This is a genomic window from Mycobacterium sp. NBC_00419 (assembly GCF_036023875.1).
Lineage (GTDB): Bacteria > Actinomycetota > Actinomycetes > Mycobacteriales > Mycobacteriaceae > Mycobacterium.
The window spans coordinates 3,010,339-3,035,072 of record NZ_CP107931.1; the positions used below are offsets into that span (position 1 = coordinate 3,010,339).

Annotated in this window: 26 protein-coding genes; 19 read left to right on the top strand and 7 right to left on the bottom strand. The window is 66.6% G+C overall.

Going from position 1 to position 24,734, the window contains the following annotated elements; genetic code table 11:
* Positions 1–25: 25 nt before the first annotated feature.
* Complete coding sequence (locus OG976_RS14415) at positions 26–136, bottom strand: hypothetical protein (protein WP_005142555.1); 111 nt, start codon at positions 134–136, stop codon at positions 26–28.
* A gap of 176 nt (positions 137–312) precedes the next feature.
* On the opposite strand from OG976_RS14415, the gene OG976_RS14420 reads away from it, so the two are divergent.
* Together OG976_RS14420 and OG976_RS14425 are read left to right on the top strand one after the other, a co-directional pair.
* Complete coding sequence (locus tag OG976_RS14420; protein ID WP_328349931.1) at positions 313–972, top strand: TetR/AcrR family transcriptional regulator; 660 nt, start codon at positions 313–315, stop codon at positions 970–972.
* Between the two features lie 30 nt (positions 973–1,002).
* Positions 1,003–1,443 (top strand): SRPBCC family protein, encoded by a 441-nt coding sequence (locus OG976_RS14425; RefSeq protein ID WP_328349933.1) that lies wholly within the window; start codon positions 1,003–1,005, stop codon positions 1,441–1,443.
* Between the two features lie 4 nt (positions 1,444–1,447).
* Here OG976_RS14425 and OG976_RS14430 read toward each other — a convergent pair whose 3' ends face one another.
* On the bottom strand, positions 1,448–2,140 hold the full coding sequence (locus OG976_RS14430; protein ID WP_328349935.1) for a GntR family transcriptional regulator: 693 nt from the start codon (positions 2,138–2,140) through the stop codon (positions 1,448–1,450).
* A 145-nt stretch (positions 2,141–2,285) separates the two neighbouring features.
* Between OG976_RS14430 and fadD5 the strand changes: the two genes are divergently transcribed.
* The 14 genes from fadD5 to OG976_RS14500 all read left to right on the top strand — a co-directional run bounded on the left by fadD5 (position 2,286) and on the right by OG976_RS14500 (position 17,414).
* A complete protein-coding gene (gene fadD5, locus OG976_RS14435) occupies positions 2,286–3,911 on the top strand; it encodes a fatty-acid--CoA ligase FadD5 (RefSeq protein ID WP_328349937.1) in 1,626 nt (541 codons plus the stop codon).
* A 275-nt stretch (positions 3,912–4,186) separates the two neighbouring features.
* A complete protein-coding gene (locus tag OG976_RS14440; RefSeq protein ID WP_442930536.1) occupies positions 4,187–4,942 on the top strand; it encodes an MlaE family ABC transporter permease in 756 nt (251 codons plus the stop codon).
* A gap of 1 nt (position 4,943) precedes the next feature.
* Positions 4,944–5,813: an MlaE family ABC transporter permease gene (locus OG976_RS14445; protein WP_328349941.1), complete on the top strand. Its 870-nt coding sequence runs from the start codon at positions 4,944–4,946 to the stop codon at positions 5,811–5,813.
* Between the two features lie 4 nt (positions 5,814–5,817).
* Positions 5,818–7,032: an MCE family protein gene (locus OG976_RS14450; protein WP_328349943.1), complete on the top strand. Its 1,215-nt coding sequence runs from the start codon at positions 5,818–5,820 to the stop codon at positions 7,030–7,032.
* Positions 7,029–8,069, top strand: coding sequence for a virulence factor Mce family protein (locus OG976_RS14455; protein WP_328349945.1), 1,041 nt, complete (start codon positions 7,029–7,031; stop codon positions 8,067–8,069). Before OG976_RS14450 ends, OG976_RS14455 begins: the two co-directional genes overlap by 4 nt.
* Positions 8,066–9,613 carry an MCE family protein gene (locus OG976_RS14460; protein ID WP_328349947.1) on the top strand — a complete coding sequence of 516 codons (1,548 nt, stop codon included), beginning with the start codon at positions 8,066–8,068 and terminating at the stop codon, positions 9,611–9,613. The genes OG976_RS14455 and OG976_RS14460 overlap by 4 nt, the downstream gene beginning before the upstream one ends.
* Before the next feature lie 3 nt (positions 9,614–9,616).
* Positions 9,617–11,242, top strand: coding sequence for a virulence factor Mce family protein (locus OG976_RS14465; RefSeq protein ID WP_328349948.1), 1,626 nt, complete (start codon positions 9,617–9,619; stop codon positions 11,240–11,242).
* Positions 11,243–11,250: 8 nt separating this feature from the next.
* Complete coding sequence (locus OG976_RS14470; protein WP_328349950.1) at positions 11,251–12,393, top strand: virulence factor Mce family protein; 1,143 nt, start codon at positions 11,251–11,253, stop codon at positions 12,391–12,393.
* A gap of 14 nt (positions 12,394–12,407) precedes the next feature.
* Entirely contained in the window at positions 12,408–13,961 is a 1,554-nt protein-coding gene (locus tag OG976_RS14475) for a virulence factor Mce family protein (protein WP_328349952.1), read from the top strand.
* Positions 13,931–14,593 carry a hypothetical protein gene (locus OG976_RS14480; protein WP_328349954.1) on the top strand — a complete coding sequence of 221 codons (663 nt, stop codon included), beginning with the start codon at positions 13,931–13,933 and terminating at the stop codon, positions 14,591–14,593. The genes OG976_RS14475 and OG976_RS14480 overlap by 31 nt, the downstream gene beginning before the upstream one ends.
* Positions 14,590–15,570: an RDD family protein gene (locus tag OG976_RS14485; RefSeq protein WP_328349956.1), complete on the top strand. Its 981-nt coding sequence runs from the start codon at positions 14,590–14,592 to the stop codon at positions 15,568–15,570. The genes OG976_RS14480 and OG976_RS14485 overlap by 4 nt, the downstream gene beginning before the upstream one ends.
* Positions 15,567–16,115: a mammalian cell entry protein gene (locus tag OG976_RS14490; protein WP_328349958.1), complete on the top strand. Its 549-nt coding sequence runs from the start codon at positions 15,567–15,569 to the stop codon at positions 16,113–16,115. The genes OG976_RS14485 and OG976_RS14490 overlap by 4 nt, the downstream gene beginning before the upstream one ends.
* Positions 16,082–16,699, top strand: a complete 618-nt coding sequence (locus tag OG976_RS14495) for an Mce protein (protein ID WP_442930334.1) — start codon at positions 16,082–16,084, stop codon at positions 16,697–16,699. Before OG976_RS14490 ends, OG976_RS14495 begins: the two co-directional genes overlap by 34 nt.
* Positions 16,700–16,715: 16 nt before the next feature.
* The gene (locus OG976_RS14500) at positions 16,716–17,414 is read left to right on the top strand and encodes a YoaK family protein (protein WP_328349960.1); all 699 of its coding nucleotides are present in this window, start codon (positions 16,716–16,718) and stop codon (positions 17,412–17,414) included.
* 81 nt (positions 17,415–17,495) lie between these two features.
* Here the strand turns inward: OG976_RS14500 and OG976_RS14505 are convergent, their stop codons facing one another.
* Both OG976_RS14505 and OG976_RS14510 read right to left on the bottom strand, forming a co-directional pair.
* Positions 17,496–18,728: an HNH endonuclease signature motif containing protein gene (locus OG976_RS14505; RefSeq protein ID WP_328349963.1), complete on the bottom strand. Its 1,233-nt coding sequence runs from the start codon at positions 18,726–18,728 to the stop codon at positions 17,496–17,498.
* A gap of 57 nt (positions 18,729–18,785) precedes the next feature.
* Positions 18,786–19,820, bottom strand: coding sequence for a phosphodiester glycosidase family protein (locus OG976_RS14510; protein ID WP_328363575.1), 1,035 nt, complete (start codon positions 19,818–19,820; stop codon positions 18,786–18,788).
* A gap of 281 nt (positions 19,821–20,101) precedes the next feature.
* Here OG976_RS14510 and OG976_RS14515 point away from each other — a divergent pair, with 281 nt between their 5' ends.
* On the top strand, positions 20,102–20,380 hold the full coding sequence (locus tag OG976_RS14515) for a GlsB/YeaQ/YmgE family stress response membrane protein (protein WP_328349965.1): 279 nt from the start codon (positions 20,102–20,104) through the stop codon (positions 20,378–20,380).
* A 4-nt stretch (positions 20,381–20,384) separates the two neighbouring features.
* On the opposite strand, the gene OG976_RS14520 is transcribed toward OG976_RS14515, so the two are convergent.
* Positions 20,385–21,653 (bottom strand): PQQ-dependent sugar dehydrogenase, encoded by a 1,269-nt coding sequence (locus OG976_RS14520; protein ID WP_328349967.1) that lies wholly within the window; start codon positions 21,651–21,653, stop codon positions 20,385–20,387.
* Positions 21,634–22,389, bottom strand: a complete 756-nt coding sequence (locus OG976_RS14525) for a pirin family protein (protein ID WP_328349969.1) — start codon at positions 22,387–22,389, stop codon at positions 21,634–21,636. The genes OG976_RS14520 and OG976_RS14525 overlap by 20 nt, the downstream gene beginning before the upstream one ends.
* Before the next feature lie 93 nt (positions 22,390–22,482).
* On the opposite strand from OG976_RS14525, the gene OG976_RS14530 reads away from it, so the two are divergent.
* On the top strand, positions 22,483–22,929 hold the full coding sequence (locus tag OG976_RS14530) for a MarR family winged helix-turn-helix transcriptional regulator (RefSeq protein ID WP_328349971.1): 447 nt from the start codon (positions 22,483–22,485) through the stop codon (positions 22,927–22,929).
* A 52-nt stretch (positions 22,930–22,981) separates the two neighbouring features.
* Here the strand turns inward: OG976_RS14530 and OG976_RS14535 are convergent, their stop codons facing one another.
* Positions 22,982–23,380 (bottom strand): heme-binding protein, encoded by a 399-nt coding sequence (locus tag OG976_RS14535; RefSeq protein ID WP_328349973.1) that lies wholly within the window; start codon positions 23,378–23,380, stop codon positions 22,982–22,984.
* A 367-nt stretch (positions 23,381–23,747) separates the two neighbouring features.
* On the opposite strand from OG976_RS14535, the gene OG976_RS14540 reads away from it, so the two are divergent.
* Positions 23,748–24,707, top strand: a complete 960-nt coding sequence (locus OG976_RS14540) for a ferritin-like domain-containing protein (RefSeq protein ID WP_328349975.1) — start codon at positions 23,748–23,750, stop codon at positions 24,705–24,707.
* Positions 24,708–24,734 lie beyond the last annotated feature (27 nt).

Consider the following 24,734-nt stretch of genomic DNA (forward strand, 5'->3'; position numbering starts at 1 on the left):
GCGGCAGTGGTGAGAGGGCGCTCGGCTAAACCGGCGGGTAGGCGGGCGGTGGGTAGACCCCACGCAATGCCCAGGGCAGCCAGCTGAAGAAATACTCGACCTCGTCGCTCGCGTCATAATCCGGATTCGGATCCATACCTATTTCCTCCGCATCCTTCGGCCGCAACTTCGAGGCATTCCAGCTCCGCACTTACTGTCCGGGAGTCTAGCCCGACGGCACGCACTGCAACACCGATCATCGCCATTGCCTAAACTGTCCAACCAGTTGATAGATAGCCGGCTGCGGTCGGAGTAGGACGAGCGAGGACAACCATGCCACCCGAGAACGGGATGACCCGGCGCGAAGAGCTGCTGGCCGTCGCCACCAAGCTGTTCGCCGCCCGTGGCTATCACGGCACCCGGATGGATGACGTCGCCGACGTCGTCGGCCTGAACAAGGCCACCGTGTACCACTACTACGCCAGTAAGTCGCTGATCCTGTTCGACATCTACCAGCGGGCGGCCGACAACACCTTGCTGGCCGTGCACGACGACCCGTCCTGGACCGCCCGTGAGGCGCTCTACCAGTACACCGTGCGGCTGCTGAACAACATCGCCGACAACCCCGAGGGGGCGGCGGTGTACTTCCAGGAGCAGCCCTACATCACCGAGTGGTTCACCGACGAGCAGGTCGCCGAGGTGCGCGACAAGGAGACCCAGGTCTTCGAGCACGTGACCGGCCTGATCGACCGCGGCATCGCCAGCGGGGAGTTCTACGAGTGCGACTCGCACGTGGTGGCCCTGGGCTACATCGGCATGACCCTGGGTGCCTACCGCTGGCTACGGCCCGACGGCCGGCGCAGCGCCAAGGAGATCGCCGCCGAGTTCAGCACGGCCCTGCTGCGCGGCCTGATCCGCGACGAGAAGGTGCGGGTGGAATCACCGCTCGGTGCCGTCGAAGGCCGCGGCGCAGCCGACAAGGCGCACGCCTAGGCGCCCTGCGCAGCTGGATATGATCGGCCGATGCCGCTCGTCTCCAAAACGCTAGAGGTCAACGCCGACGCCACGTCGATCCTGGGCATCGTCGCCGATTTCGAGGCGTACCCCGAGTGGAATGACGAGGTCAAAGCCGTCTACATCCTGGCGCGCTATGACGACGGCCGGCCCAGCCAGCTGCGGATCGACACGGTCATCCAGGGCCACGAGAGCACCTTCATCCAGGCCGTCTACTACCCGGGCGAGGGTCAGATCCAGACGGTGCTTCAGCAGGGTGACCTGTTCACCAAGCAGGATCAGCTGTTCTCGGTGGTGGCGATGGGCCCGGCCAGCCTGCTGACCGTCGACCTCGAGGTGGAGACCTCGATGCCGGTGCCCAGCCTGATGGTCAAGAAACTGACCGGCGACGTGCTCGAGCACCTGGCCAACAGTCTTAAGACTCGCGCCGAGCAGCTAGCCGCCACCTGACGCGTCAGCGCCAGATTCCGCTGGTTTCGAGCTGTTCCATCAGCCGTGCGGCACCGTCGGCGAACTCCTGCTCGACGAGCCCCATCGCCGTCTCCCGGTCGCGGCGGCGCAGCGCGTCGATGAGTTGGCGGTGGTTCTCGACCGCCGCGTGACCCCAGGCCATATCGGTGACGTAGATCAGCGGGGGCATGTAGCGCGCCACGTGCAGCAGGAACCAGGACAGTTTGATGCGCCCGGTGGCCCGGTTGAACGACCGGTGGAAGCTGAATTCGGCAGCGGCGATGGCTGCCGGGTCGCCGTCGAGGACGGCGCTCGCCAGGATGTCATTGGCGTGGGCCAGTTCGTCGATCTGTTCGTCGGTCAAGCGCTCGACGGCTGAGGCGGCGAGCTCCTTGGCCATGGTCGCCTGCAACCAGTAGATGTCGGCGATGTCCTGGCGGCTCAGTGGCAGCACGACGTAGCCGCGGCGGGGCTCCAGGCGCACCATCCCCTCGCCGCGCAGGGTCAGCAAAGCCTCCCGGACCGGGGTGATGCTGACCCCGAGTTGGGCGGCCGTCTCGTCGAGCCGGATGAAGGTCCCCGGCCGCAGGCTGCCCGTCATGATCGCCTCGCGCAGGTGCTGGGCGACCTCGTCGGCCAGCTGGGAACGGCGAGGTCGCGGGGGGTTCGCCGGGCGTGCTGAGGTCGGTGCGTTCACGTGACCTCCGAGGACTTGTGTGGGCCGCCGGTAACCAATAGTGTGACGCGGGCGACATCAGATTTGATCAAATATAACGGCGATCGAGCTTTCTGGTATCGCGTTCACCCAACGTTCACAGCAGGCGAACGGAGCACAGGACGAGGTGACCACACAGTTGACGACGGCCACTGAGCAGCCGTATCTGTCGCGCCGCCAGAACTGGGCCAACCAGCTCGCCCGCCATGCGCTGATGCAACCGGACGCCACCGCGATCCGGTTCATGGGCAAGACCACGACATGGACGCAGTTCGACGATCGGGTCACCAGACTGGCCGGCGCTCTGAGCCGGCGCGGGGTCCGTTTCGGCGACCGCGTCATGGTGCTGATGCTCAACCGGCCCGAGTTCGTCGAAGCGACCCTGGCGGTCAATCGGCTCGGCGCGATCGCGGTACCGGTGAACTTCCGGCTCACCCCGCCCGAACTCGCGTTCCTCGTCCAGGACTGCGAAGCCGCCGTCGTGGTCACCGAGCCGGTGCTGGCCGACGTCGCCAAAGCTGTCCGCGATCTGGCCCCCGCGCTGTCCACCGTCATCGTGTCCGGCGAGGCCGGCGACACCGATGTGCTCGGTTATGAGGACCTCCTCGCCGAAGCGGGAGAGCCACCCGAGCCGGTCGACATTCCCAACGACCATGCGGCCCTGATCATGTACACCTCGGGCACCACCGGACGCCCGAAGGGCGCGGTGCTGACCCACGCCAATCTCAGCGCCCAGGCGATGACGTCGATGTACACCACCGCACCCGACATCAACCACGACGTCGGCTTCATCGGGGTGCCGCTGTTCCACATCGCCGGCATCGGAAACACTCTCGGCGGCCTGCTGCTGGGCACCCCGACAGTCATCCACCCCCTGGGCGGATTCGATCCGGGTGAACTACTCGATGTCCTCGAGGCCGAGAAAGTCACCGGCATCTTCCTGGTGCCTGCCCAGTGGCAGGCGGTGTGCGCGGCCCAGCAGGCCAAGCCCCGAGATGTCCGGCTGCGGGCATTGTCCTGGGGCGCGGCGCCGGCGTCGGACACGCTGCTGCGCCAGATGGCCGCGACGTTCCCCGACAGCAAGATCCTGGCCGCCTTCGGGCAGACCGAGATGTCCCCGGTCACCTGCATGCTGCTCGGCGACGACGCCATCCGGAAGCTCGGATCGGTCGGCAAGGTCATCCCCACCGTCGCGGCGCGGGTGGTCGACGAGGACATGAACGACGTCCCGGTGGGCGAGGTCGGCGAGATCGTCTACCGGGCGCCCACGCTGATGGCCGGTTACTGGAACAACCCGCAGGCGACCGCGGAGGCCTTCGCCGGCGGCTGGTTCCACTCCGGCGATCTGGTCCGTATGGACGACGAGGGTTACGTGTGGGTGGTCGACCGCAAGAAGGACATGATCATCTCCGGAGGCGAGAACATCTACTGCGCCGAGGTGGAGAACGCCCTGGCGGCCCACCCGGCGATCGCCGAAGTTGCCGTCATCGGCCGGCCGCACGCCAAGTGGGGCGAGGTGCCGGTGGCGGTTGCTGCGATCAACGAGGCGCACCTTCGGCTGGCCGATCTGGCCGACTTCCTCGAGGAGCGGCTGGCTCGCTACAAACACCCCAAGGCTCTCGAAATCGTTGATGCACTGCCCCGCAACCCTGCCGGTAAGGTACTCAAGACCGAGCTGCGAATTCGGTTCGGCGCCAGCGTCGATCCGGGCGCTGCACCCGAAACAGGTTCGGATACAGCAAATCCCGGCTGACCACAGACACGTTTACCCATGCGAAAGATCCGGACAGATTACGTTGGAGGGCTAATAGTGCAGATGCGGTGCACCGCCCGCTTTCCATCGGGTACATTCCTGTGGTCCGCGTTACTACCCATCGGTAGGGTGACGCCGGTCACAGGTTGCGCGTCGGGGCGAGGAGGGTTAGTGCCAGGCATGCAGATGTTGTGCCGCAACGGCGAACCCGATCTCGTCACGGAGGCCTCCCGGTGACCGCGTCGACGGCCGTGTCGGCCTATGTCCAGGACCGGATGCGCGCGCCGCTGAACGCGGTCGGCGGGTTCTTCCGGATGTGTGTGCTCACCGCCAAGGCGATCACCAAATGGCCGTTCGAGTTCCGTGAGTTCGTCCTGCAGAGCTGGTTCCTGTTCCGGGTGACGTTCCTGCCCACGGTGGCCGTGGCCGTCCCGAACACGATCCTCATCATCTTCACCATCAACATCCTGTTGGTGGAGTTCGGCGCTGCCGATGCCTCCGGCGCCGGTGCGGCCCTGGCCGCCGTCACGCAGCTAGGCCCGATCGTCACCGTGCTCGTGGTGGCCGGCGCGGGATCGACGGCCATCTGCGCCGACCTCGGCGCCCGCACCATCCGCGAAGAGATCGACGCGCTCGAAGTGCTCGGTATCGATCCGATCCACCGGCTGGTGCTGCCGCGCGTGGTCGCCTCCACCTTCGTGGCGGTCCTGCTCAACGGCGCCGTCATCACCATCGGTCTGGTCGGCGGATTCATCTTCGGCGTCTACGGCCAGAACGTGTCGGCCGGCGCCTACCTGTCGACCCTGACCCTGATCACCGGACTTCCCGAGGTCATCATCTCCATCGTCAAGGCACTGATCTTCGGGTTGATCGCCGGACTGGTGGGCTGCTACCGCGGCCTGACGGTGTCCGGCGGCGCCAAGGGCCTGGGCACCGCGGTCAACGAGACGCTGGTTCTCTCGGTCGTCGCGTTGTTCGCCGTGAACGTGGTGCTGACGACCATCGGTGTCCGATTCGGAACGGGGCGGTGACATGAGCACATCAGCAGTCCTGCGGAGTCGGTACCCCCGCGCCTACAACTCCGCCACCAAGTGGGCGTCGGCCCCCGGCCGGTTCGCCGAGAACGTCGGCAAGGTCGCCTGGTTCACCATCACCGCGGTCGGCCAGATTCCCCACGCGCTGCGTTACTACCGGCGCGCGACGCTGCGACTGATCGCCGAGATCGGCATGGGCACCGGTGCGATGGCGGTGATCGGCGGCACGATCGCCATCGTCGGCTTCGTGACGCTGTCCGGCGGCTCGCTGATCGCCATCCAGGGTTACGCCTCGCTGGGCAATATCGGTGTCGAGGCGTTCACCGGCTTCGTGGCCGCTCTGGTCAACGTGCGCGTCGTGGCCCCGCTGGTGTCCGGCCACGCGCTGGCGGCCACCGTCGGCGCCGGCGCCACCGCGGAGCTGGGCGCCATGCGCATTGCCGAGGAGATCGACGCCCTCGAGGTGATGGGCATCAAGTCGGTCAGCTACCTGGTGTCGACGCGAATCCTGGCCGGCATCGTGGTCATCGTCCCGCTCTACGCCATGGCGCTGCTGCTGTCGTTCCTGGCGGCGCAGCTGACCACGACGGTGTTCTACGGTCAGTCCACGGGCACCTACGACCACTACTTCCGCACGTTCCTGCGGCCCGACGACGTGTTCTGGTCGTTCGTGGTCGCGATCATCATCGCGATGTTCGTCATGATCAACCACTGCTACTTCGGCTACAACGCCAGCGGCGGCCCGGTCGGCGTCGGCGAGGCGGTCGGGGTGTCGATGCGCGCGTCACTGGTCGCGGTGGCGACCGTTGTCTTGTTGGCCTCGTTGGCGCTGTACGGCACCAACCCGAACTTCAACCTCACGGTTTAGCGCCATGCCCTCACATCCGTTGAACGCGTCTCGCCGACCCCCGCTCAAGTTGGCGGGGGTGGTGTTCCTGATCATCGCCGCCCTGATCGGGGCGTTGATCTACGCGCAGTGGCGCGGCGAGCTGACACCGAAGACATCGTTGACGATGGTCTCCGACCGTGCCGGTCTGGTGATGGATCCGGGTTCGAAGGTGACCTACAACGGCGTCGAGATCGGCCGCGTGAGCACCATCTCGGCCATCAACCGGGACGGCCAGCAGGCGGCTCAGCTCAACCTCGAGATCCAGCCGCGTTTCATCAAGCTCATCCCGGCCAACGTCGATGCCCAGATCAAGGCCAGCACCGTATTCGGCAACAAATACGTGGCATTCACCAGTCCGGAGAATCCGAGCAAGGCGCGCATCACGAGTTCCGACGTGATCGACGTGACGCACGTGACCACCGAGTTCAACACGTTGTTCGAGACGCTGACGTCGATCTCGGAGAAGGTCGACCCGGTCAAGCTCAACCTGACCCTGAGTGCGGCCGCCGAAGCGCTGAACGGGCTGGGCACCAAGTTCGGCCAGTCGATCCTCGCCGGCAACGCGGTCCTCGACGACATCAACCCGCAGATGCCCCAGATCCGCTCCAACATCAAGCAATTGGCGAACCTGGCGGACGTCTACACCAAGGCCAGCCCCGACTTCTGGAGCTTCCTGGACAACGCGTCAACCACCGCCCGCAGCCTCAACGCGCAGCAGGGTGACCTCGATGCCGCGCTGCTGGCGGCCACCGGCTTCGGCAACACCGGCGCCGACGTATTCGAGCGTGGCGCACCTTATTTCGTGCGTGGTATGTCCGATCTCGTGCCGACCACCCAGCTTCTGGACAAGTACAGCCCGCAGCTGTACTGCCAGATTCGCAACGAGGCCCTGGCGCTGCAGCCGGCGCTGGATTCCTTTGGCGGCAACGGATATTCGCTCAACACAGTGACCGAGTTGCTGGGTGCCGCCAATCCCTACGTCTACCCTGACAACCTGCCCCGGATCAACGGCCGCGGCGGGCCCGGCGGTGCGCCCGGCTGCTGGCAAGAGGTGAACCGTAACTTCTGGCCGGCGCCGTACCTGGTCGTCGACGACGGCGCCTCGATCGCCCCCTATAACCACTTCGAGTTGGGTCAGCCGCTCCTCAACGAGTACGTCTGGGGACGCCAAGTCGGGGAGAACACGATCAACCCATGAAAATCACCGGCACCGCACTCAAACTCGGGGCATTCTCGTTCGTGCTGCTGCTGTTCACGGCGATCATCATCGTCGTCTTCGGGCAGTTCCGGTTCGACCGGACCACCGCCTATACCGCGGAATTCAGCAATGCCAGCGGGCTGCGGGACGGGGAGTTCGTCCGCGCCGGCGGCGTCGAGGTCGGCAAGGTCTCCAACCTCAAGCTTCTCGACGGTGGCCGTCGGGTTCAGGTCACCCTCAACGTCGACCGGACCCTGCCGCTGTTCCAGTCCACCACCGCGCAGATCCGCTACCAGGACCTGATCGGCAACCGCTACGTCAACCTCGAGCGCGGTACCGGTGAAGGTGCGGACCGCGTGCTGCCGCCCGGCGGGTTCATCCCGCTGGCCCGCACCCAGCCGGCACTGGATCTCGACGCGCTGATCGGTGGTTTCAAGCCGCTGTTCAAGGCGCTCGATCCGGAGAAGGTCAACACCATCGCGTCCTCGCTGATCACCGTCTTCCAGGGTCAGGGCGGCACCATCAACGACATCCTCGACCAGACCGCGCAGTTGACCTCGGCGCTGGCCGACCGGGACCAGGCCATCGGTGACGTGATCACCAACCTGAACACCGTGCTGGCCACGACGGTCAAGCACGAGAAGGAATTCGACCAGACGGTCAACAACCTCGAGGTGCTGATCACCGGGCTGCGTAACCGCGCCGATCCGCTGGCCAACTCGATCGCCGACATCAGCAACGCCTCCGGCACACTCGGCGACCTGCTGGCCGACGATCGGCCGATCCTCAAGGACACGATCGCCAAGATCGAGACGGTTCAGCAGCCGCTGGTCGACCAGCAGGACCGGCTCGACGATCTGCTGACCAAGCTGCCCGAAGCCATCAAGATCATCGGCCGCGCCGGTGGTATCTACGGCGACTTCTTCAACTTCTACCTGTGCGACATCAACCTCAAGCTCAATGGCCTGCAGCCCGGCGGCCCGGTGCGCACCGTGAAGATCACCCAGCAGCCGACGGGTAGGTGCACCCCGCAATGAGGACACTAGAGACACCCAACCGGATCAAGAACGGTCTGGCCGGCATCGTGATCGTGGTTCTGGTCGTCGCCGTGGGCCAGAGCTTTGCGAGCGTTCCGCAGCTGTTCGCGCAGCCGATGTACTACGGCCAGTTCGCCGACTCGGCGGGCATCAACCCCGGTGACAAGGTGCGCATCGCCGGCATGGAGGTCGGGTCGGTCAAGTCGCTGGACATCGAAGGCGACCACGTGCTCGTCGGTTTCTCGTTGGGCGACAAGCAGGTCGGTACTGACAGCCGAATGGCGATCCGCACCGAGACGATCCTGGGCCGGCGTGCCATCGAGGTGGAGCCCCGCGGCGACAAGGTCCTCAAGCCGAGCGGCATTCTGCCGGTGGGCCAGACCAGCACGCCGTATCAGATCTACGACGCCGTCTTCGACGTCACCAAGGCCGCCCAGGGCTGGGACCTTCAGACGGTCAAGCAGTCGCTGAATGTGTTGTCGGAGACCATTGATCAGACTTACCCGCACCTGAGTGCGGCGCTTGACGGCGTGGCGCGCTTCTCGGACACCATCGGCAAGCGTGACGACCAGTTCAAGCTGCTGCTAGCCAACGCCAACAAGGTCGCCGCCGTGCTGGGCAACCGCAGCGAGCAGATCAACCGGCTCGCGGTCAATGCGCAGACCCTGCTGGCCGCCGTCAACGAGCGTGGCCGCGCCATCGACTATCTGCTGGCGAACATCTCGCAGATCTCCCAGCAGTTCGCCGGGTTCATCAACGACAACCCGAACCTGAATCACGTTCTGACGCAGCTCGAAACGATCAGCGGTGTGCTGGCCAAACACAAGACCGACCTCGCCGACGTGTTCATCACGGCGTCGAAGTTCATGGGCGCACTGGCCGAGGCCATCGGCTCGGGTCCGTACTTCAAGACCCTGGTGGTCAACCTGATTCCGTATCAGATCCTCCAGCCGTGGGTGGATGCCGCGTTCAAGAAGCGCGGTATCGATCCCGAGGAGTTCTGGCGCAACGCCGGGTTGCCGGCCTTCCGGTTCCCCGACCCCAACGGTCAGCGTCAGCCCAACGGTGCGCCGCCGCCGGCCCCGACACCGCTGGAAGGCACCCCGGACCATCCGGGCCCCGCAGTCGGCCCGGGCTCACCCTGCTCGTACACACCGCCCGCGGATGGCATCCCGACAACCGGCAACCCGCTGCCGTGTGCGGGCCTGACGCAGGGACCGTTCGGCGGACCGGGCTACCCGACGGCCGACGTGCCGATCTCGGCACCCAACCCCGCCGCGGGCTACAGCCCCGGTGTCCCGAGTGCCGCCTTCCCGGGTGAGCTCTCGCCGAGCCTGCAGGGCGTACCGGCCGCACCGTTGGCTCCCGGCCCGCCGGGAGCTCGCACGGTGCCGGTCGCCCCGACACCGGGACCGGCCACCGACATCCCCGGATACGCCCCGCCGCCCAACGCACTCGTCGGCCCGATCCCGCCGCCGGGTCCGGGTCCGCAGGTGCCGCCGGTCGGCGACCTGGCACCCGTCGATCAGGGAGGGGGAGCCTAACCGATGTCGACGAAATTGAACGTGCGCAATCTGGGCTTGCCGAAGATGTCGCGGATGTCGGTCATCATCGGCACCCTCGCCGTCATCATCGGCCTCGTCGGGGCCCTGGTGGGCTGGCAGCTCTACAAGAAGATGACCACCAACACCGTGGTCGCCTACTTCTCCGAGGCGCTGGCGCTCTACCCGGGTGACCGCGTCCAGATCATGGGTGTCAGGGTCGGCAACATCGACAAGATCGAGCCCGCCGGCGACAAGATGAAGGTCACCTTCCACTACGCCAACAAGTACAAGGTGCCCGCCGACGCGTCCGCGACCATCCTCAACCCGAGCCTGGTGGCCTCACGCGTGATCCAGCTGGCCCCGGCTTACACCGGCGGACCGGTACTGGCCGACAACGCGGTCATCCCGATCGAGCGCACCCAGGTGCCGGTCGAGTGGGACGACCTGCGCAACCAGATCTCCGAACTCGTCACGACCCTGGGCCCCACCAAGGATCAGCCCAAGGGCCCGTTCGGCGATGCCCTGGAATCGTTCGCCAATGGCCTGGAGGGCAAGGGCGAGCAGATCAACAAGACGTTCCGGGGGCTCTCGGACGCGGTGACCGCGCTCAACGAGGGCCGCGGTGACTTCTTCGGCGTCCTCAAGAGCCTGGCGCTGTTCGTCAACGCCCTGCACAAGAGCGACCAGCAGCTGGTGGCGCTCAACACCGACCTGGCCACGTTCACCAACTCGTTCACCAACAGCGACCAGGAAGTGGCCAACGCGGTCAAGGACATCAACACCCTGCTGACGACGGCGCGCAAGTTCGTCGACGACAACGGATCGGTGCTCAGCAAGGACATCAACAACCTGGCCGACACCACCAATGCGCTGATGCAGCCCGATGCCCGCAACGGCATCGAGACGGTGTTGCACGTGTACCCGAACCTGGCCGCCAACCTGCAGAACATCTATCACCCGACCCACGGCGCGTTGGTGGCCGTCCCGACGATCGCCAGCTGGGCCAACCCGATGCAGTTCCTCTGCAGCGCGATCCAGGCGGGAAGCCGGTTGGGGTATCAGGATTCGGCCGAGATGTGCGCGCAGTATCTGGCACCGATCCTGGACGCGACCAAGTTCAATTTCCCGCCGTTCGGCGTCAACCAGTTCTCCACGGCCGAGACGCTGCCGAAGTACATCGCCTACTCCGAGCCGCGCCTGCAGCCGCCGCCCGGATACAAGGACACGACGGTGCCGGGTATCTGGTCGCGCGACACGCTGTTCTCGCACGGCAACCACGAGGCGGGCTGGATCGTGGCGGCCGGCATGCAGGGTGTCGACGTGCAGGCGTTCACCGCCAACATGCTCACCCCGGACTCACTGGCCGCGCTGATGGGCGGGCCAGACCCGACGTCGATTCCGCCGGCCGGCCCCCCGGGTGGCGCCCCGTCGAACTCCTACAGCGAGTACAACCCGTTGCCGCCGCCGTGGTACCCGGGTGCTCCGCCTCCGCCGGCGCCTGCGCCGGGTGTGATTCCCGGACCGCTTCCGGTGTCGCAGCAGATCAACGGTGGCGCACCGGCACCTGGCCCGGCAGCCCCCGCCCCGGCGGGTCCGGCACTGCCGGCTGAGATGGGGAGCGGACAGTGAGCGCGTTCATGAGTTCCACTCGCCGGTACGGCTGGCGTGCGCTGGTGCTGACCGTGGCGGCGCTGGTGCTGACCTCCTGCGGTTGGCGCGGTATCGCCAACGTCCCGCTGCCGGGTGGCCCCGGCAGCGGCAGGGACAAGATGATTGTCTACGTCCAAATGCCGGATACGTTGGCGCTCAACGTCAACAGCCGGGTCCGGGTTGCCGACGTCTTCGTGGGCTCGGTGAAGGCAATCGAGCTCAAGAACTGGATCCCCACGCTGACTCTGGATATTCAGCCCGGAGTCAAGTTGCCCGCCAACGCAATTGCGCGGATCGGCCAGACAAGTCTGTTGGGTACCCAGCACGTCCAGTTGGACCCGCCGCCGGATCCCTCACCGGAGCCGCTGCGCGACGGCGCGACGATTCCGCTGAAGAACGCGCAGTCGTTCCCCACCACCGAGCGCACGCTGGCCAGCATCGCCACCGTGCTGCGCGGTGGCGGCATCCCCAACCTCGAAGTGATCCAGACCGAGGTCGCCAACATCCTGTCGGGCAATGCCGATCAGATCCGCGACTTCCTTGGCAAGCTGGACACCTTCACCGATCAGCTCAACCAGCAGCGCGAGGACCTGACCCGCGCCATCGACTCCACCAACGAGCTGTTGCAGATCGTCGCGAGCCGCAATGCCACCCTTGACCGGGTGCTGACCGAATTCCCGCCGCTGGTCAAGTATTTCGCGGATTCCCGGGACAAGCTCACCGGCGCCGTCGAGGCACTGGGCCGGTTCAGCAACGTCACCGCCAACACGTTGTCGTCGGCTCGGGCGGATCTCGACACCAACCTGGCGAACCTGCAGCGCCCGCTCAAGCAGCTGGGCAAGGCCGGCCCGTACATGATCGACGCCCTCAAGCTGGTGATCACGGCGCCGTACCCGGTGGACAACATCCCGAAGGTGATCCGCGGTGACTACATCAACACCTCAGCCACGTTCGACCTGACGCTCAGTGCGCTCGACAACGCGTTCCTCACCGGAACCGGTGTCTCCGGCATGCTGCGCGCCCTCGAGCAGTCCTGGGGCCGCGATCCGCAGACGATGATCCCGGATGTGCGGTTCACGCCACACCCGAACATGGCCGAGGGCGGACCGTATGTCGAGCGCGGCGAGTGAGGGGTGACGAGTAGATGTTGACCCGCTTCATCAAGACGCAGCTCATCGTGTTCGGCGTACTGACGGTGATCGCACTGCTGCTGCTGGGGGTGTACTTCCTGCGGCTGCCTACGTTGGCCGGCGTCGGGCAGTACACGCTGAAGGCAGACCTGCCGTCCTCGGGCGGCCTGTACCGCACTGCCAACGTCACCTATCGCGGCATCACGATCGGCCGGGTGACCGACGTCGAGCCGACCGAAACCGGTGTGCGCGCGACGATGAGCATCGGCGACAAGTTCAAGATCCCGCTGGATGCCTCGGCGAACGTCCACTCGGTGTCGGCGGTCGGCGAGCAGTACCTGGACCTGGTGTCCGACAGCGGCAATCCCAGCAAGTTCTTCGCCGACGGGCAAACCATCACCAAGGGCACGGTGCCCTCGGAGGTCGGTCCCGCCCTCGACGCGGCCAACAAGGGCCTCGCGGCGTTGCCTGCGGACAAGATTCCGGTGCTGCTCAACGAAACCGCTTTGGCGGTGGGCGGATTGGGTCCGTCACTGCAGCGGTTGGTCGACGGCACCCAGGCGATCGTCACCGATTTCAAGACCAACATCCAGGATGTCAACGACATCATCGCGAACTCGGCGCCCGTCGTCGACAGCCAGGTGAACTCCTCGGATGCGATCCAGCGCTGGGCGGCGAACCTGAACAGCATCGCCTCGCAGACCGCGGCACAGGATCAGGCGTTGCGCAGTGGCCTGAGCCAGGCGGCCCCGACTGCGGATGCGGTGACCGCGGTGTTCAGCGACGTCCGTGAGGCATTGCCGCAGACGTTGGCGAACCTGGAAGTCATCCTCGACATGCTCAAGCGCTACAACAAGGGTGTCGAGCAGTCGCTGGTGCTGTTGCCGCAGGGCGCGTCGGTGGCCCAGGCGGTGTCCGCGCCGTATAAAGGCCAGGCCGCACTGGACTTCGCACTGACGATCAACCAGCCGCCGCCGTGTCTGACGGGCTTCCTGCCCGCCAGCCAGTGGCGTGCTCCGGCCGACCTGTCCCGCAAGCCGGTGGAGAACGGGCTCTACTGCAAGATCCCCAAGGACACCCCGGCGAACGTGGTGCGTGGCGCCCGGAACTTCCCCTGCGTCGACATCCCGGGCAAGCGGGCGGCAACCCCGGAGGAGTGCCGCAGCAACGAGCCGTACACGCCACTGGGTACCAACCCGTGGATCGGCGATCCCAACCAGATATTGACGTGCCCGGCACCCGGTGCTCGATGCGACCAACCGGTGAACCCCGGTACCGTGATACCGGCACCAACGATCAACAACGGGATGAACCCGCTGCCGGCGGACCTGCTTCCGGCGCCGACACCGCCGACGAGCGATCCGCTCAGTCCACCGGGGGCGGGGACCGTGCAGTGCAACGGACAGCAACCCAATCCGTGCAACTACACTCCGGCAGCAAGTAATACGGCCGTCTACAACCCGCAAAGTGGTGAGTTGGTCGGCCCTGACGGTGTGAAGTACAGCGTCAAGAACTCGAGCAGTACAGGAGACGACGGATGGAAGGAGATGCTGGCTCCGGCCGGCTGACCCCCAACCCGCCGGGTGACGACGCCGAACACAGCGAGGCGCTGGAGCAGGCGAGTCAGAACCCGCCCATCACCGACGACGATGCCGAACCGGGCGTGGATCCGGTCGAGGCGACCGCGCAACCGCGTGTCTCTCGTTTGAGCAGTCCTCGTTGGCTGGTCGGTGTCAGCGCTGCCCTTGTGATCGGCGCTGTCGGCTTGGCTGCGGGTGGCTACCTGGCGATGCGGTCGCACCAGACCAGCGCGGCCACCGCGCGCTCCGAGCAGGCTGCCGTGGCAGCGGCCATGGATTGCGTCACCGCGACCCAGGCGCCGGACGCCAGTGCGATGGAAGCCAGTCAACGCAAGATCATCGAGTGCGCGACGGGTGGCTTCGGCGCGCAGGCGACGCTGTACAGCGGCCTGCTGGTCGACGCCTACCAGGCCGCCAAGGTTCAGGTTCAGGTCTCCAACATGCGCGCAGCCGTCGAGCGCCACAACGACGACGGCTCGATGGACGTCCTCGTCGCGTTGCGCGTGAAGGTCTCCAATACCGAGGCACAGGGTCAGGAGCAGGGCTATCGCCTGCGGGTCAAGATGATGCCCGATAACGGCACCTACAAGATCGCCGACCTCGCCCAGGTGAGTAAGTGACGGTGACCGACACCGGCACCACCGAGATCGTCGACACCGTCGCCGACGAACCTGCCGTGCCGAAGGCCGGTTGGGGCGCGCGGGCGGGAGCGTTCGCCGTCGACGTGCTGGCCGGCATCGGAGTGCTCGCAACGCTGATGCTGGTCGCCTGGTCGGCGCCGCTTCGTGGGTGGCTCTGGTGGCTGTCGGTCGGCTTCGCCGTGGTGGTGTTCCTGGCAGTGGCCGTCAACCGTTGGGTACTGCCCTCAGTCGCGGGCTGGACGCTGGGCCGGTCGCTGTTCGGCATCGAGGTCGTCACCCGAACCGGTGGCCGGCCCGGACCGTGGCGACTGCTGCTGCGCGACGTCGCTCACCTGCTCGACACCATCCCGCTGTTCGTCGGCTGGCTGTGGCCGTTGTGGGATTCCCGGGGCCGGACCTTCGCCGACGTGCTGGCCCGCACCGAGGCGCACCGCATCGACGGTGAGCGGCCCGACCGCCGCCGGCTGGGAGCAGCGGTACTGGCGGGTGCGGCCGTGATCGCGCTGGCCGCTGCCGGACTGAACTACCTGTCGGTGTACCGGCATGACCACGCCGTCGACGATGCCCGCAGGCAGGTTGCTGCGCAGGGGCCCAAGATCGTGGAGAACACGCTCAGCTACGACGCCGCGAGTATCGACGCCGATTTCGCCCGGGCCCGCGGCCTGGTCACCGACGGCTACCGGCCGCAGCTGGTCGCCCAGCAGGACGCGGTGCGCAAGGCCGGACCGGTCGACAACGACTACTGGGTGACCAACAGCGCGGTGCTGACTAATACGCCCGACTCTGCGGTGATGCTCCTGCTGATGCAGGGCCAGCGCGGCGAGGCGCCCAAACAACGAATGATCACCGCGACGATCCGGGCGAACTTCGAGAAGGCCGCCGACGGCCAGTGGCAGGTCTCCAACATCACGGTGCTGGCCAAGCCGAACTCCGCCGCGCAGGGGCAGGGCCGATGAGCCCGCGCCGCAAGGTCGAGCCGGGTACCGAGGGCATCTTCCGGATGCCTGACCCGACGCCGCGCCGGTGGATTCTGGCTGCGGTGGCCGCGCTGGCGGCCGTGGCGATCATCGGTGCGGTGACCGTCAGCGCGCTGATGTTGGTGGACCGCGAGACGCAACGCCGGGACGCGGTCCGTGACGTGACGGTGCTGAGCTTCGTGCGGGGATTCGTCACCGACTACACCTCGCCGGATCCGTTCCACGCCAACGACTATGCCAACAAGATTCTGGCTCAGGGCACCGGCCAGTTCGCCAAGCTCTACCAGGAGAAGCTGAACGAGATCGTCATCCAGGTGGCGCAGGCCGAGCCGACCAAGGGCAACGTGCAGGACCTCGGAATCGAACGCTGGAACTCCGACGGCAGCGCGGACGTCGTCGTCGCCGCGACCACCAACACCACCCTGCCCGACGGCAAGAAGATCGAGAACGGCAGTCGATGGGTGGTCACCGCGACCAAGGAAGGGCAGCAGTGGAAGATCAGCAATCTGCTTCAGGTGATCTGACCGAAGCGGCAGCCGCCGAGGAAGAGGCTCTCGCGCCCGAATCGGAACAGCCCGCCGCCCGAAAGTGGTTGACCGGCAAGAGGACTGCGCTCGTGGTGGGCGCCGCCGCGGCCCTGTTCGTCGCCGGGGGAGCGTTCGCCGGCGCCGCGGTCCAGCCGTATCTGGCTGACCGGGCCGCCGTGGCGACCAAGCTGGACATCGCCAAGACCTCGGCTGAGGCCATCACGACGTTGTGGACCTACACGCCCGATGACATGGACAAGTTGCCGGAACGCTCCGCGAAGTACCTCTCCGGTGACTTCCAGGATCAGTACCGCAAGTACGTCGACGCGATCGTGCCGACCAACAAGCAGGCTCAGGTCACCAACAACACCCAGGTGGTGGGAACGGCGGTCGAGTCGCTGCACGGCGACGAGGCCACCGCGCTCGTCTACACCAACACCACCTCGACAAGCCCGCTGACCAAGAACATCCCGGCGATGCGCTACCTGTCCTATCGTCTGCAGCTGACGCGCGACGGCGGGCACTGGCTGGTGACGAAGATGACCACGGTGACCTCCCTGGACCTCACTCCGCAGCTCTGACGGCGATACTTGCCTGATGGCCGTCGCCTCACCCGTATCGGAACGCGCCACCGTCGCCGCCCTGTTACTGCTGACCTTCGGCACCGGCATGGTCGACGCCATCAGCGTGTTGGTGCTGGGCCACGTGTTCGTGGCCAACATGACCGGCAACGTGATCTTCCTGGGCTTCTGGTTCGTGCCGCACTCCGGTGTCGACATGACCGCAGCGGTGGTCTCTTTCGCCAGCTTCGTGGTGGGCACCATCATTGGCGGACGGTTCGCCCGCCATCTCGCCTACGAGGTGCGGGTCTGGATCACCGCCGCACTGGGCACCGAAGTGGTGCTGCTGACCGCGCTGGCGATCCTGGCGGGTACCGGTGTGCTGGCGTATCACGACAACGGCAAGCTGCTGCTGATCGCCGGACTGGCGATCATCTTCGGCGCTCAGAACGCAGCAGCGCGTCAGTTCGGTATCCAGGAGTTGAGTACCACGGTGCTGACGTCGACGATCGTCGGCATCGGCAGTGAAAGCCGGCTTGCGGGCGGGACCGGGCAACGTGAAAAGCTGCGCTATAGCGTGGTTGTGACGATGCTGGCAGGGGCGGCGGTCGGTGCGACGATGTCCCGCTTCATGGTCGCACCGGTGATCGGTCTGACGGCCGTGGTGGTTGCGGCGAGCCTGGCCATCTTCCGCTACGGGCCGCAACCTGCGCCGGTTGCCGTGCCCGAAAACTAGCGCGGTTCTCGAAAGCCCGATACGCCAATCGATTTCATCTGTATCACGAGGTCGGAAAATGGTTGCCGCAAGGGGCCAGCCTCAGTTCTGTGATGGTGGTGGGTTGGGTTCGTAGGGGTGGTACCAGCGCCAGTCTGCGCGTTCGCCGAGGGGTCCTGGGCAGGGTGGGACATCGGGTGGCGGCTGGTTGGGTGGTCGTGCCAGTGATCGGTCGGTCAGGGGGTCGCCGTCGCTGTCGACGACGGTGAGTCGGTGGGCGGGGCCGGTGATGGTGATGTCGCCGCGGTGGTGTGCCCGGTGGTGAAACGGGCACAGCAAGACCAGGTTGGTCAGGTCGGTGGGGCCGCCGTCTTCCCAGTGTCGGATGTGGTGGGCGTGCAGGCCGCGGGTGGCCCCACAGCCGGGGACCGCACAGGTGCGGTCGCGGTGCTCCAGGGCGCGGCGCAGCCGACGATTGATGGTGCGCGTGGATCGACCCGCGCCGATGGGTTGGCCGTGGCGTTCGAACCAGACCTCGCAGGTGGCATCACAGGTCAGGTATTGGCGATCAGCGTCGGAGAGCAGCGGCGCCAGATGCAGGGCGGCGGCGCGTTGTTCGACGTCGACGTGGACCACGACGGTGGTGTGCTGGCCGTGCGGGCGCCGGGCCGCGTCGGCATCCCAACTGTCGGTCACCAGGCGCATGAACGCATCGACGGTGTTCGGCATGGGTGGTGCAGTGTCGGAGGAGCTTTCGTTGTGATCGTGTGTCCACTGCGCGATCAACGCCTCCCGATGTGAGGCCAGCGCCGCGTCGAACAGGGCGGCCTCGTCATGGGGCAGGGTGATGCGCCACTTGGTCGAGGTCTCATCACCGGACTTAGTGATCGAACGCCGCGGCTCGGGGCGCGGATCGGGCTCGGGGCGCGGTTCGAGTGCGACCGCGGTGCGCAACTGGCTGACCGAGGCGACCGCGGCCATCTGCGCGTAATGCTCATCCGAGCCGTCGCCGGCGCGGGCGGCGATCACCCCGACCTGATCCAGGGACAGCCGGCCCTCCCGTAAGCCCTGCACACAGCGGGGAAACTCCTCAAGCCGGCCCGCCACGGTAGCGACGGCCTTGGCGTTGGCCGACGACGTGCCCAGTTTCCAGGCCACCACCGCGGCGACCGAACGCGCACCGGTCAACCCCCACAACCCATCACGATCCATCTCCGCGACAAGGTCCACAATGCGCCCGTCGATCGCATTGCGCTGCCCGGCCAGCTCGGCCAACTCCTCGAAGAGCCCCTCGAGACGCTCCTTGGGAAGGACTACCGCGGCCGCCGACGACATGACCACATCATCGCAAAGGCCACCGACAAAAAACCGCCGCCGAATTCCAAAGGCTAACTAGCTGAAGGCAAGCCAACTCGGCAGCGCCCGCTCACGCGAGTCGCAGAGCACCTGCATCGTGTCGCAGGACCCCTTCGGCACCCCGGCACCCGCCCACATGCCGCCGGTATCGCGGCGCAGCACGATCGCCGACGAGCCGCCACCGTCGAGCAGAATGGCTGTGTCGCTGCCCAATCCGCGGAACAGGTCCTGAATCTGGTCGGGGGTGTAACTGCCGCCCTGGAAGATGTACATCTCGTCCTTGTCGCGGGCGTAGGCCAACGCCGTGCGGGCCGCGCTGGGGCCCGGGTCGTTCATCTGCCCGGTGTCACCCGGTGCTAGCAGCTTGAGACCGCTGACCGCGGCGAATCTCGTGCCCTTGTCCATCAGACCCTGGATCACCGGTGATGCCGCGTCGTAGTCGTCGGGGGATTTGGGTGTCACGACGAACGGTGCCCCAGCCACCGGCAGGATCATCGTGGTCAGAGCGGTCCACACTTCGTCGCCCCCGGACAGTGCCTGCTTTCCGGCGTAGGCGATGGTCCCGGTGACGGCGGCGTTGGCGCGGCCCTGCCCGCGGGTGGTGTCGACGTAAGCACCCAGGGGCGAACTGCAGCCCGTCGTCTTCCATGAACCCGCCTGCTGCGAGCGCACGTCGAAGAAGTTGGCGTTGATGGCGATGGTGGGCTGACCGAGCGCCTGCCAGGCCTGCAGCGGGCTATAGGTCTCGGAGGCCTGGACGAGTCCCTCGCGGGTGCGGGCACCGGGGGTGCTCTCGCAGCGCGCCTGGTATCCGGTGTGGGTATCGACGAGCAGCCGGGGAGTCAGACGCTGCGACGCGGCCTTGATGATCATCAGATGGCCACCGTTGGTCATCTCGTACCAGTTGCCCGCGGCGTTGAGCATCGGGGCGGAATAGCCGCTGCCGAAGTTGTAGACGAGGTAGCTGCCGCGTGTCGTCGCGATCGCCTGAGCCAACTGGTCGCGGCCGTCGGCCACTGCCACCGGCGCACCCGTGGTGGCAGCCAAGGTCAGGCAGGCGATCGCCGCCATCGAGGCGGCGGCGACGCGGCGAATGATCGCGACCGGGGTTGGCACAGTTGCCCTTTCGGTGAAGAACGTCGAAATACGCCAACAATCACTGTAGTCACAGCAATCACACAGTCAACTTTCGTAACAATCCCATTCCGGTTCGGGTCCAACGCCGTCACGGGCCCGTCAAAAGTGTTTGCGCATGCGCCCCTGCCCGCGGCCCGGAGGTTATCGACTCCCAGAAATGGGAACACGTGCTCTGCGCGGTTCCCGCCCGGGGCCGCCCAACACGAGGAGCAGCAATGATCGGAACGATTATCGGAGCGATCGTCGTCGGCTTGATCGTCGGTGCGCTGGCGCGACTGGTGATGCCCGGCAAGCAGAACATCGGTGTCATCATGACGATCCTGCTGGGAGTGATCGGCTCCTTCCTGGGATCATGGATCAGCTATCAGCTCGGATACGCCAACTCCAACGGCGGATTCGCGATCATCCCGTTCCTTGTCGGCATCGTGGTCGCCGTGGTGCTGATCGGGATCTACGTCGCGATCACCGGACGGCGCGACCAGGTCCACCGCTAAGGGGTCACCGCCCCGGCGGCGCGAGGCGGTACACCGCACCGGCGTAATCGTCGGTGATGTACACCGCGCCGTCGGGGCCGACCACTGCGGCTACGGGTCGGCCCCAGCGGTCACCCTGCTCGTCCTGGAACCCGCCGACCAAGGTCTGCTGGGATTCGAGAGTTCCTGCGTTCCAACGGAAGAACGACACTTCCGGCGCCCGCGGTGGTTGACGGTTCCACGATCCGTGCACGCCGAGCAGCGCGCCGGAGGCGAAGGGCTCGGGCAGTTCGCCGTCGACGAAGCTCAGTCCCAGCGGAGCCGAGTGGGCGCCCAAGGTCTGCTCCACCGGTGTCAGTGCCGCGCAGTCGAGTTCGCTGCCGTCGGCGTTGGTCTGGATGTCGCGGACGAACTCGCCGCCCACGTCGGGATTGCAGTACGGCCAACCCAATTCGCGGTCCGGTGTCAGTCGCGCCAGTGATTCGGGCGGGTGCTCGTTGACGTAGTCGGTGTCGACGCGGCCGTAGGACGGGCCGGGCCGCGGGTCGGCGACGTTGTCCCGGTTGTTCACCGCGGTCCACGGCGACCCGTCCGGCGCGATCGCCAACCCGGTGCCGTTGCGGACCCCGGTGGCGAACGCCGCCAACGGCCCGCCGTCGGGCGCAATGCGCATGATCGTCGCCCTGGGCGGCGTCGCGGTCCGGTCCTGGGCCGAGATGTTGCCGGTCGAGCCGATCGAGAAGTACACCGCACCGTCGGGGCCGACGGCGACGCTCTTCAGCGCATGCGCGTAGGCACCGCCGAGATCGGGACTGCGCGCGTCGGGCAGATCACCGGCGACCACCCGGCGATCGGTGGCGGTTCCGTTGTCGTAGCGGAACGCGTCGATCTGATTGCTTTCGGCGACAAGGAGAGTCGCATCATCGAACGCCAAGCCATGGGGCTGGACCAGGCCGTCCAACAGCACCGTGGTGCGGGCCTGTTGCCCGTCGGCGCTCAGTCGGACGACCTGGCCGTCATCGGGTACCGAGACCAGTAGCGCGCCGTCGGGCGCCCAGGCCGCCAGTCTGGCATTGGGCACGCGTGCCCAGACCGACATCGTCCAGCCCCGGGGGACGAGCGCCTGGCGCGGGGTGTCCAGCGGCGACTGGGCCAAGCCGGCAGGCACTGTCACGGTGACCGGCGCCAGCCCGCCCGGCGCCGAAGCGCTCGGGGCGGGCGGCGCAGGGTGGCCGCAGCCCACCGCCACCGCGACAATGGCGGCGCAACCGGTACTAGCCCGCCAAGCCGGCATGCATCTCCCAGACCAGGATCTCCGACGGCGCGGTAGCGGTGACCCGCTGCCCACCCGAGGCGGTGAACCGCACCGCATCGCCGTCGGTCAACGAACCCGCGCCTTCCAGCGTCACCTCGCCGCGGGGCACGAACAGGTGCAGATACGGCGCCTCGGGCAGCGCCACGCTGTCACCGGGCTGCAGTCGCGCACCATGCAGTGCGGCGTAGCGGTTGTGGATGCTGATCGCGGTCTCGTTTCGGTGTTGGGGCATTCCGGAGGCGATGGTGACCAGGCCACCGCGCAGCAGTTCGTCGTCGATCTCGAGCTGCTGGTAGCCGGGAGTGACGCCCGCCTCGTCCGGAACCACCCACATCTGCACGAAATGCACTGGTTCGTCGTGGCTTTCACCGCCGGTGAGCGACCACGAGTCGTTCTTCTCGGAGTGCAGGATGCCGCGGCCCGCTGACATCCGCTGGGCCAGTCCGGGGTAGATCACGCCCGAGTTGCCGGTCGAGTCCTGGTGGACGAGCGAGCCCTGCATCACCCAGGTGACGATCTCCATGTCCCGGTGCGGGTGGGTATCGAATCCGGTGCCCGGTGCCACCCGGTCGTCGTTGTTGACCAGTAGCAGTCCGTGGTGGGTGTTGCTCGGGTCGTAGTGGTCCGAAAACGAGAACGAGTGCTTCGAGTCCAGCCACGAGATCTTCGTCGCGGCGCGGTCGGCGGCACGTCGAATGTCGACTGTCGCGGCCATGTCATCACCCCTTGGGTCGTTGCCAGCCTAGGTCGCCGGCGATGACCTCGACAACTCCCATGACGTGTCATCTATTCCGCTAGGCTGGGTGCCATGACGCAGCGCTGGTTGACCGAGAGCCAACAGCGGGTCTGGCGCAACTATCTGGCCATGGAGACGCGGCTGCAGTCGGCGATGAACCGGCAGCTCCAGGCCGATTGCGGCCTGTCGCTGACCGACTACGAGGTGTTGGTGGTGCTCTCCGAACAGGGCGAGCTGAGGGTCTTCGAACTTGCCGAAGAACTGGGCTGGGAGCAGAGCCGACTGTCGCATCAGTTGGCCCGGATGCGTACCCGTGGCCTGGTCGAACGCCGGAGCAGCGACCGCGATCGGCGCGGTGCCGTCGTCGACATCACCGCAACCGGGCGGCGTTCGTTGGCCGCCGCCGCGCCCGGCCACGTCGGGCTGGTGCGCTCGGTGGTGTTCGACGGGATGACCCCGCTGCAGCTGCGTGCACTCGACGAGCTGACCCGCACGGTGCTGGCCCGCTTGGAGCCGTGACGCAATCCGCCGCCACAGCGTGGGCTGTGACGGCGGATTGTCAGGTGGCTGATCAGCCGGCCATGAACTCGTTGTAGGCCGATGACAGCGCCGGCGGCAACACTGTGATGTTGCAGGAACGCTGGACGTCACCGATCGGGGCCAGGATGCCGCGCAGGTCGTAGTACTCACCCGGGTTGGCGGTGAAGTAGCCGCGCACGTTGGCCGCGGCCTGCGGACGCGGTTGGTTGGCTGCTGCTGTGAGCACCTGTCCGGCACCGGGATGGGCGGCAAAATACTGCTGGGCCGAGCCCGTCACCGAACTGACGGTGTTGGCAACAGTAGCGCCGCTGCAATCCGGCGCTGCCGAGGCGATCGGTGCACCCAGAGTCGCAAGTGCCAGCCCCCCTGCCAACACACCGGTACACACCGCCGCGGTCTTCTTGACCGGCGAAATGCCGTGGAATGTCATGATCACTTCTTTCTCCGATTAGTCAATCGGTTGCTCATCCCCGCCCTGAAAACCAAAGTACCCCTGAGGTTTTGCAGCAAAAACCGGTTCGTCGTGCACCGGGCGGCACACCCGATTTCGTTACACGGTGCGAGGGTGATCTTGCACGCAGTTTCGCCCACGAGGTTTGAGCGCACTGCCGTGGCAACCGAATTCCCCTTATGTGCCTTAACAATCAGCGCTGTCCCTTAGGGAATTGTGACGTCGCCCGTAATTCACTGTGACCCGCTGCAAACACGAATAGCCACCGAAGCGATCGGGTAGAGGGTTGGTAGGTGCAGACCCATGCGCCGACACCATCCGTCACCGCATCAGGGGAGAACCCGATATGAGCATTTCCGACACGACCCTGCTCGCGCAGCTGCGCGCAGCACTCGACCTGACCAACACCGAGATCCAGATCGCCGAGACCCGCGTCGCACAGGCCCGCACCGAGGCGGTGCGCCGGGAGCTGACCCAGAATGCGGCCAACGGCCGCCTGCGCGCCGAGGCCATCGAAGGGGCCATCCGTGACCTGGGTGGCTTTCCCGACGTCATCGGCCCGTTCTTCGGCCGTGCTGCAGCAGCGGTGAAGGCCCTCACGGAGCAGGCCCAGCCCTTCGAGGAAGCCCTACTGGGTGATCTCGCCCTGGAGGGCCAGCTGCTCGACCGCGCCCGCTACATCAAGGCGCTGGCCGTGGCCGCCAAGCGTCCCCAGGTCGAGGCCCTGGCCAACCGGCTCATCACCGCACATTCTGCGACTGTCGACTGGCTGACCACGGTCCTGGCCGAGGACGCCCTCGGCGGCCCCGCGGCCCTGCGCCGGACCCCGGTTCAGGTCATGACCGGGCTGGCGGTCCGACTGGCCAACTGGCCGCTGATCTCCTCGGTCCGCGGCGTCGACCGCGCACTGCACACGCTGCGCAACGCCCGGCCGGCAGTCGACGACCTGATCAGCCGCGGCGCGCACGCGGGCGAGGTCGCGGTGAAGGCGGCCGCCGCCTCGCGTGACGCGGCACTGGAGACCGCAGAGAAGGTGACTCGCCGTGAGGGCGCCGACGGCGCCGCCGACGCGCTGCACTCGATGCGTAGCGCCGCCGGCATCCTGGAAGCCGAGGAGTTGCCCATCGCCGGCTACGACGAGTTGAACCTCAACGAAGCCGTCGCCGCGGTGAAGGAACTCACCGATCCGGCCGACCTGCGCGTCGTCATCGCCTACGAGGAGACAAACAAGGCCCGCCAGCGGGTGGTCTCGGCCGCGCAGACCCGCGTGGCCGCGATCGCGCAGGAGATCGTCGGCATCGACTGACGCCGGGCCGCGACACCCCACCATCGC

Excerpts from the sequence above, each read along its gene's own strand:
- OG976_RS14480 (WP_328349954.1), top strand. The coding sequence starts at position 13,931 with ATGGAAGGAGATGCTGGCTCCGGCCGGCTGACCCCCAACCCGCCGGGT.
- OG976_RS14500 (WP_328349960.1), top strand. The coding sequence starts at position 16,716 with ATGGCCGTCGCCTCACCCGTATCGGAACGCGCCACCGTCGCCGCCCTG.
- OG976_RS14475 (WP_328349952.1), top strand. The coding sequence starts at position 12,408 with ATGTTGACCCGCTTCATCAAGACGCAGCTCATCGTGTTCGGCGTACTG.
- OG976_RS14455 (WP_328349945.1), top strand. The coding sequence starts at position 7,029 with ATGAAAATCACCGGCACCGCACTCAAACTCGGGGCATTCTCGTTCGTG.
- OG976_RS14490 (WP_328349958.1), top strand. The coding sequence starts at position 15,567 with ATGAGCCCGCGCCGCAAGGTCGAGCCGGGTACCGAGGGCATCTTCCGG.
- OG976_RS14470 (WP_328349950.1), top strand. The coding sequence starts at position 11,251 with ATGAGTTCCACTCGCCGGTACGGCTGGCGTGCGCTGGTGCTGACCGTG.
- OG976_RS14510 (WP_328363575.1), bottom strand. The coding sequence starts at position 19,820 with ATGGCGGCGATCGCCTGCCTGACCTTGGCTGCCACCACGGGTGCGCCG.
- OG976_RS14425 (WP_328349933.1), top strand. The coding sequence starts at position 1,003 with ATGCCGCTCGTCTCCAAAACGCTAGAGGTCAACGCCGACGCCACGTCG.
- OG976_RS14520 (WP_328349967.1), bottom strand. The coding sequence starts at position 21,653 with ATGCCGGCTTGGCGGGCTAGTACCGGTTGCGCCGCCATTGTCGCGGTG.
- OG976_RS14440 (WP_442930536.1), top strand. The coding sequence starts at position 4,187 with ATGCGCGCGCCGCTGAACGCGGTCGGCGGGTTCTTCCGGATGTGTGTG.
- OG976_RS14505 (WP_328349963.1), bottom strand. The coding sequence starts at position 18,728 with ATGTCGTCGGCGGCCGCGGTAGTCCTTCCCAAGGAGCGTCTCGAGGGG.
- OG976_RS14420 (WP_328349931.1), top strand. The coding sequence starts at position 313 with ATGCCACCCGAGAACGGGATGACCCGGCGCGAAGAGCTGCTGGCCGTC.
- OG976_RS14530 (WP_328349971.1), top strand. The coding sequence starts at position 22,483 with ATGACGCAGCGCTGGTTGACCGAGAGCCAACAGCGGGTCTGGCGCAAC.
- OG976_RS14515 (WP_328349965.1), top strand. The coding sequence starts at position 20,102 with ATGATCGGAACGATTATCGGAGCGATCGTCGTCGGCTTGATCGTCGGT.
- OG976_RS14445 (WP_328349941.1), top strand. The coding sequence starts at position 4,944 with ATGAGCACATCAGCAGTCCTGCGGAGTCGGTACCCCCGCGCCTACAAC.
- OG976_RS14535 (WP_328349973.1), bottom strand. The coding sequence starts at position 23,380 with ATGACATTCCACGGCATTTCGCCGGTCAAGAAGACCGCGGCGGTGTGT.
- OG976_RS14450 (WP_328349943.1), top strand. The coding sequence starts at position 5,818 with ATGCCCTCACATCCGTTGAACGCGTCTCGCCGACCCCCGCTCAAGTTG.
- OG976_RS14460 (WP_328349947.1), top strand. The coding sequence starts at position 8,066 with ATGAGGACACTAGAGACACCCAACCGGATCAAGAACGGTCTGGCCGGC.
- OG976_RS14465 (WP_328349948.1), top strand. The coding sequence starts at position 9,617 with ATGTCGACGAAATTGAACGTGCGCAATCTGGGCTTGCCGAAGATGTCG.
- OG976_RS14415 (WP_005142555.1), bottom strand. The coding sequence starts at position 136 with ATGGATCCGAATCCGGATTATGACGCGAGCGACGAGGTCGAGTATTTC.
- OG976_RS14540 (WP_328349975.1), top strand. The coding sequence starts at position 23,748 with ATGAGCATTTCCGACACGACCCTGCTCGCGCAGCTGCGCGCAGCACTC.
- OG976_RS14525 (WP_328349969.1), bottom strand. The coding sequence starts at position 22,389 with ATGGCCGCGACAGTCGACATTCGACGTGCCGCCGACCGCGCCGCGACG.